The sequence below is a fragment of the Salibacterium aidingense DSM 18341 genome, assembly GCF_000429685.1.
Lineage (GTDB): Bacteria > Bacillota > Bacilli > Bacillales > Marinococcaceae > Salibacterium > Salibacterium aidingense.
The window spans coordinates 1-7,552 of the sequence record NZ_AUCI01000050.1 but is presented as its reverse complement, the minus strand read 5'-3'; the positions used below and the strand labels follow the sequence as shown (position 1 = coordinate 7,552).

Annotated in this window: 6 protein-coding genes; all 6 read left to right on the top strand. The window is 34.5% G+C overall.

Features of this window, described 5'->3' with window-relative positions; genetic code table 11:
* Positions 1 to 282 (top strand): ATP-binding protein (locus G475_RS0121915; RefSeq protein WP_026699838.1); only part of this gene is annotated, 282 nt, incomplete at its 5' end.
* Positions 283 to 590: 308 nt separating this feature from the next.
* Entirely contained in the window at positions 591 to 1,736 is a 1,146-nt protein-coding gene (locus G475_RS26040) for an SIR2 family protein (protein ID WP_051302828.1), read from the top strand.
* On the top strand, positions 1,720 to 3,549 hold the full coding sequence (locus G475_RS0121905; RefSeq protein ID WP_035712456.1) for an ATP-binding protein: 1,830 nt from the start codon (positions 1,720 to 1,722) through the stop codon (positions 3,547 to 3,549). The genes G475_RS26040 and G475_RS0121905 overlap by 17 nt, the downstream gene beginning before the upstream one ends.
* 586 nt (positions 3,550 to 4,135) lie before the next feature.
* Entirely contained in the window at positions 4,136 to 5,881 is a 1,746-nt protein-coding gene (locus tag G475_RS26035; protein WP_051302827.1) for a reverse transcriptase domain-containing protein, read from the top strand.
* Positions 5,882 to 6,959: 1,078 nt separating this feature from the next.
* Entirely contained in the window at positions 6,960 to 7,157 is a 198-nt protein-coding gene (locus tag G475_RS28145; RefSeq protein ID WP_407636222.1) for an ATP-binding protein, read from the top strand.
* A 147-nt stretch (positions 7,158 to 7,304) separates the two neighbouring features.
* Positions 7,305 to 7,552: IS110 family transposase (locus tag G475_RS0121890; protein WP_026703077.1), on the top strand; the 248-nt coding region annotated here is incomplete at its 3' end.

Sequence of the window (7,552 nt, the reverse complement as noted above, 5' to 3'; positions counted from 1 at the left end):
GATCTCGTCATCATGGATGACTTAATGTATATGGCGATGGACCATCACGAAGCGAATCTCTTTTTCCATCTCATCAATCATCTATATGAACGAAGTTCCATTATTCTAACTTCCAACAAGGGGCCGGAGAATTGGGGAGAGCTTTTGGGAGATCAGGGGATTGCGACGGCGATCCTGGATCGCCTTCTTCATCGATCAGAGGTTATTCATTTAGACGGCGGCAGCCATCGTATCAAATACCGTGAAACGTTGTTCGATGAAAAAAGTGTTCAAAATAAATGAGCAAAAACTGTTCAAATTAACTTGACGGTTACAACTCTACTGTAGTTAATAAAGTGCAACTCAAATCACCTCACCTCACCGTTACTGGTATTTCATATTAATAAGTGAATATTACTAAAACAGATTTATTGTTTTCCTATTCTTCTTTTAAATGCAATCAATATCTTGAAAAAAACTTAAATGGGGAGAGACTAACATTCTTCCTTGAAAAAGGTTTCTATAGAATTCGTTGGATACAGATATTCCAAGAAAATTATCTTTTGTGGTAAAATTTAGTGAAGGGAAACAATTCTGAGAGGGGGAATTTCATGAGCGAGGAAGGCTTCATGGGAAACTTGTATCATATACGGAATGGCAAGGATAATCTAAAGGAAATGAGTTTCGCTGACCAGGCGAAAGAGGTTTCGAATTTTCTAAAACACCAATGCAATAGTGAAAATTTAAATTTTCTAATTGGTTCTGGCGCATCTTTACCAGCGGTAAGCTTAATGTCATGGACATTTGACGGCATCAAACAAAAAGAAGAGATAGAACCTTATTTAGGTAAATATAAAGATAGTAACGATATAGAAAACTATTTGAATTGGTTAAATAACGCAATTGCATTTTATGGAGAAGAGTATGAAGAAGCATATCCTTACCAATTAGCCTTTAATACAACTAAGGATGAATTATTGAAGACAATTCCTAGAAGTTATATAGGCGAAATGGATGCTTCGAAGGGGCCAGTATTAGATACTCTTGAAAATTATAAAGACTTCTATCGAAATGTATTCAGTCAAAGGGAATTTAAGAACAAAACTCCTTTAAACGTTTTTACCACCAACTACGATCTTTTTAATGAAGTGGCAATGGAAAATTTAGGTATCCATTATTCTAACGGCTTTAAAGGAAGCGTTAATAGGGTTTTTGATCCATATGAATATAGATTGAGGTTGGTAGATGATGAAAATAGATATAAAGAAAAATGGAGTACTCTTAGGAGATACATAAAGCTTCATAAAATACATGGTTCTGTGGATTGGGAATATAATGACGAACTTAACTCTATCGTTCAACAAAAACCTGATTTTAAGGATAATACTGAAAACATAATGATTTACCCTACTATTCATAAACACCTTGAGTCTCAGCAATCTCCTTATTCCGAATTGATAAGAGAATTCACAACAAATCTACAAAAGCCTAATTCAACATTAATTGTTATAGGGTATGGATTTCCTGACGATCATATCAATCAGTTGATATCTCAATCCTTAAATAATGAAGATTTCACTCTTATTGTGTTAGGAAATGTTTGTGAAGAAAAAGCGAAGGTTTTCGTGGAAGAGAATGATGATAGAATGAATTTTCACTTCATAGGAGGGAGTTTTAGCGCTCAGAATGACGGCCATCACTTCGCGAACGTAATTAAGTATTTAGGAGGTGAAAGAGAGGATGAAGAACCAGAATAGCATAGGTGTGATAAGTAAGGCATTTACTAATAAGGTAGTTATTGAAATTTCTAACAAAGAAAAAATCAACCATAACTATAAAGGTGACTTGTATTTGTTTGAGGGAATAAATACTTTTATTACAATCTACAACTCTAATCATCAAAAGTTTATATATCAGGTGACGGGCTTGTATGAACAAGAGAAGCCTTTAATGAAAGAAGAAGAGTCTAAATTCAGTGATCGTCTATACTTTGAGGCTGCTCCTTTGGGAGAAATAGATGAAGGAAAGTTTGAGTTTGGATTATCAAAATTTCCTATGATTGGAGATTATGTATATCTGACGTTAACTGAAGATATAAACACCATCTTACAGTTGAAAATACAAAATAATTTCTCTTTAAGCATAGGATCAATGGCTGCTTATGATAGTTATTATCCTCGTTTTAACGTTGACGAATTATTTTCTAACCATATGAGCATCTTAGGGAATACAGGTTCTGGTAAGTCAACAACGGTTAGAAAGCTATTAAATGAGGTTATTGAATCAACTAAGCCTGATATAAACATTGATAGTGCTAACTTCGTTATTTTTGATGTACATGATGAGTATAATTCATTACCTGAAGCTCGTATTACAGAAGTTGATGTACAAACCGATGTGGCTATACCGCTAGCCACTCTAAGCAAAGATGATTGGATAAATCTCGTACAACCCTCTCCTGGCGTGCAATTACCAGTGTTACTAAATGGGTTACGTTTAGGGAATCTTATAAGTAAAGAAACTCACTTTAATAGTTGGATTAATGCATATTGTGCGTTGTTTATGTATGAGAATGTCCAAACGGACGTAGTAGGTAAAAGAACAAAAATAGTAAACTTATTAAAAGATGTGGATGATGATAGGGTACAAGAGGCGCTTCGTTCGTATAGTTCTCAATTCGGTAGTATCCGTAATGGATTTGAAGAGGAATTTGTTGACGCTCTAAAAGATTTTATCAGTAGAGAGTCGGAATGTAGGTACGAAGAGTGTAAAGAGGTTATTGAAGATTTGATGGAAGAAGCTGATTGTTCAGTTGATGATCTTTCTAAATTGGAAACGGGTATTAATCTAGTATTCTTATTTGAGGAAATAAAGGGTAATTCTCAAGTTCGTTCGCATTGCTCAACATTGATGACTAGAATTGATAACTTAATCGCGACATACTCGAATTCTCTATTTGACAATGATCAAGAAAAGATAAATGTTTTCAGACAAATTGTTTCGTTTGATAAGGGATTTACTATATTTAAAGTTTCCAGTATGGATGACGATGACTTGCTGTTTTTTACTGGGTACATCCTTCGTATAATCTATAATAAGCAAAAAGATAATAGGAGAGATAATGGTCATATTGGTGAAATATTTCACTTTATTTTTGACGAGGCACATAAATATATTCAAGAAAGGAGTCACGATCAACCTCTTTACTCATTAAAGGTCTTTGAACAAATTTCAAAAGAAGGTAGGAAATTTGGGATATTTATGATACTTGTGAGTCAAAGGCCAGGTGAATTATCAAGAACAGTCATGTCGCAATGTAATAATTTTATCCTACATAGAATTCGGAATAATATTGACTTAGATCAGATGAGAAAAAGTATTCCATATATAAATGAGTCACAACTTACAAGAATATCTTACCTTAGAACAGGCAGTGTTCTGATGGTAGGCGAAGCCTTCTCGGTTCCGATGGAAGTAATCGTGAGTGGATCAGAATATGGGGAGTACTCAAGAACCATCTCGCCGTCGAGTATATGGGAAAGGGCAAGTGATGAAGGAAAAGAAGTTTGATTTCTAACTCAAATTGATTAAAAAATATAACATTAATTAATTTGGTTTAAAGGTAAACAACTACATCTTTTCGACTGCCATCACTACTCAAGCTATGTGGAGTATGTGAACAATGGTGATAGATTATCTGCTTGAAATGCTAACATTTTGCTAACGCAATCCAATGAAAAGCGGTAAGACATAGTTAAAGATGTTACAGATGGAATTTAACAAAACCTTGGTAAACTGCACTTTTCGCACACCATATGTAAGATATTACACTCTCTCACCTCACGGGCGGCATGATGTAACTACTGTCGTATCAATAATGAGTGTAAACTCCTACCGATTCTTTTAACACGGTAGGAGTTTTTTATATAATAAATTAACTAAGACTATTGAAAACAACAATAGACTCCTATAGTATAAAAAATGGAAGGAAAGTGAGCGGAAGATTGATCTCGCTGTTGTTACTGCAGTGTTATATTAAAATGTTAGTGGATACTCCGCTTATCCGCTACGTTATTCACATTACTTTAATCGTTAATCGCATCAAATAATAAGGTAGAATCTCTCACTTCCTTCCTAATCATTAGGAGATGAAATGATGAACACAAATTTTAAAGCAAACCTTCAAATAAAATCCTCAGTAGAAGACATACAGAAGAAATTTAAAAACCTTTCTTCATTTGATGATGTGAGTGATCTACTTGAAATTTCTCCAAAACATCTCAGATACATACTTTTCGAAATGAAAGATAGATATAAATCGTTTGAAATTCCCAAAAAAAATGGGGAAACCCGCTCCATAGTTGCACCTTCAAAATCCATAAAAATACTTCAAAGAAAATTGAATTATATTTTATCTTTAAATTACTCTAATAGGCCAACTTCTCATGGTTTTATTAAGGGAAAAAGTATTGTAACCAATGCTCAGCCACATGTTAAACAATCGGTGGTATTGAATTTTGACTTAAAAGACTTCTTTAGTACCATAAATTTTGGTAGGGTTAGAGGGGTTTTTATAAAATTCTTTGATATAGGGGATGATGCTGCAACTGTATTAGCAAATATATGTTGTAAAGATAACGTTCTACCCCAAGGTGCTCCTACCTCTCCAATAATATCTAATATTGTATGTTATAAGTTAGATAAAGAACTATTAAAGTTTGCGAAGAAACATTCTTGCGTTTACACAAGGTATGCGGATGATATTACACTTTCGACTAATAAAAAACATTTTCCTAATGAGATGATTCAGTTAAATAAACAAACTTATACTTTAAGTAAAAGCTTATTTAACAAAATAGAGAACAATGGTTTTAAAATAAATGATAATAAAACTAGAATAAGATATTGCTCACAACGTATGGAAGTCACTGGACTAACAGTTAATGAGAAACCTAATGTTACCAGACATTATATAAGAAATATAAGAGCTATTATTAGAAGTATAGAAAAATATGGTTTAGAGGTCGCACAAGAAATCCACGAGGGGAAATATATAAAAATTCATCTGAAATCTACACCTCAAATAACAAATTTGTTAATAGGGAAGTTAAATTATGTAAAAATGGTCCGTGGTATAGAAGACTCTGTTTTTAATAAATTGGCTAAACGTTTTAATAAGGCTATGGGGGATGAATTAGTTGAAACCTATAAATCTAAAAGAGAATTAAGAGAGTTACACACTTATGTAGTGGATTGTGGTTTTATAGTGGATGGAGAATTTATTAATGAGTCACAAGGTTCAGGTTTCTTTTTAAAGGGAGTAGGGTTTGTGACGAATGCTCATGTAGTTAAATTATATAAAGAAAATAATTCTAATGAATTGCCATATGAGATTAGAATACATAGATCGAGATATTCCGATACAGTTCTTAAAGCTATTCTAACAATATATAATCGAGATTTAGATATTGCTATATTAAATGTAGAGGGATTCAATTCTGACTATGGGTATTCTTATAATTTAGATAACGAATATGGGCAGGAAATTAGAGTGATGGGATATCCCAATCATAATAAAAGAGATTCATTAGCTACAGATTCTGGTGAAATAAAGCAGTATAGAGATAATTATTTAAAGGAAACTGTTAATCAAGAAACTGGAGAATTAGGAGATTTTCAAGAACGTTTCGTTGTTAGTGCTAGAATTGTCGATGGAAATAGTGGGGGTCCAGTTATCAATAATGATGATGAGGTTATTGGGATAGCAACCAAAGGTTTTAGAACATTGACTGATAGTGGGTACGATGAAGATACGGATACTAGTATTGCAGTTAAGATAGAAGATGTAATTAAATTAATCGAATCCAAAGACCAAAAAGATTTAAACTACCAACACTATTAAAAATAGAGTTTGGAAGATGGGTCATGAATAAATCCATTCTAGGGTTTTATACTTTGGAATTGATTATTCATTTATACATCATCTTTCTCGTGTGAGTAGCCCTTGAAAATTGGTAAATTCCCGTTAAGAGATGTTACAACCGGAAGTATCAAAAACCTTGATATACCACATTTTTCGCACACAACGTGACATTACACTCTCAACTTTAGGGCGGCATTATGTAAGCTGTCCTCAGTCCTTTGATAAATAATGATTTTTAACGTTATATATGAATATTGACTGGATTTTTGATTAATATGTCAAGATATAAGGAGCCTCTCAGGAGTTTACTGAACTTCTGAGAGGCTTTTGTTTGTGAATTTAAAATTAAATAATGAATACGGCACTTAATTTGTAATACCTTGCAATTTTACCATCAAATGCAGAGAAGTTAACCATTCGTTGCGGAAGGCTTTACCATCCCTCTACCTCCTATATACTTAATGAGCATTTCAAACGCATGACATAAGGAATACAGGAGGTTTTTTTATGTTCCCTTTTCGACGGATGTTGGAATTACATTATGAGAAAGAGAGGAGTTTACGAAGCATCGCTGCCATTACTCGTCACTCCCGACAGAAAAGTAACGGACGTGATACGACTTGCTTAAAAACGAGGACTGAAGGGTCAATTAGACGAGGAAATGACAGATCCATGGATCGAAGATTTTCTCTATCCAGAGAAAAAATTGGAAACATAAGGGAGACATATGATTGATAATTGGCAAAACCCCATGTCAAAAAAAGCTCAGGCTCAAAATAAGATTCCTTACGCCTCCAGACGTTTACGGAGCACTATCATCACTTTGCCCAAAAATATAAGCCGGCGGAAGTTACCTTTTAGATGGACGGAACGTGATATTAAAAGGAGTATTCAGTGCCGGAACGTCGTGGATATCCATTGCGCTTGGAGTGCAGGCATGCCGTCAATTCTTTAAAACTTTTGAAGGTGGATCTACTGATTCTTGACGAGTGGCTACTTCATATTTAACCAATGAAGAAGTAGTTCTCCTGCTTAAAATTATTAACGCAAGACGCCAATCAAACAGTCCAACATCTTTTGTTCCCAATTAGATATTGATGGATGGTATGAAAAACTGGGAGATGGCACGCTGGCAAAAACCATTCTCGACCGGAATGTTCATGATTCCTATGATATCTTTATTGGCGGAAAGGTATCGATACGAGAAGGTCTTGGTGTTCCAACAATAAGAAGCAAACGACGTACAGAACAATGATCTTTTATAGGTAGTTATAAAGATTAAGAAGCATTCCTGTTAGGGGAAAATGTGAGTTTTGAACAAAAAAGAGCCTCCTTGGTATAGTACGGAGTGTCTGATGAAAAATCATCGACCTCGAATCCAGGAAACCAAGGAGGACTCACCATGCATTATACGCAAAACGAAAAACTCACGCAAATCACCTCTAACACACTCATTATTGGCGTAGATATCGCTAAAAACAAACAGGTGGCTCGTGCTTTCGATGACCGCGGTTTTGAATTTGGAAAACGAATCAGCTTCTCCAATGATAGAGAAGGATTCGAAGCTTTTCTACAATGGGCAGCCATGCATCAAGAAAATCATCACAAGACCGACATGATTGTCGGCATGGAGCCCACAGGGCATTACTG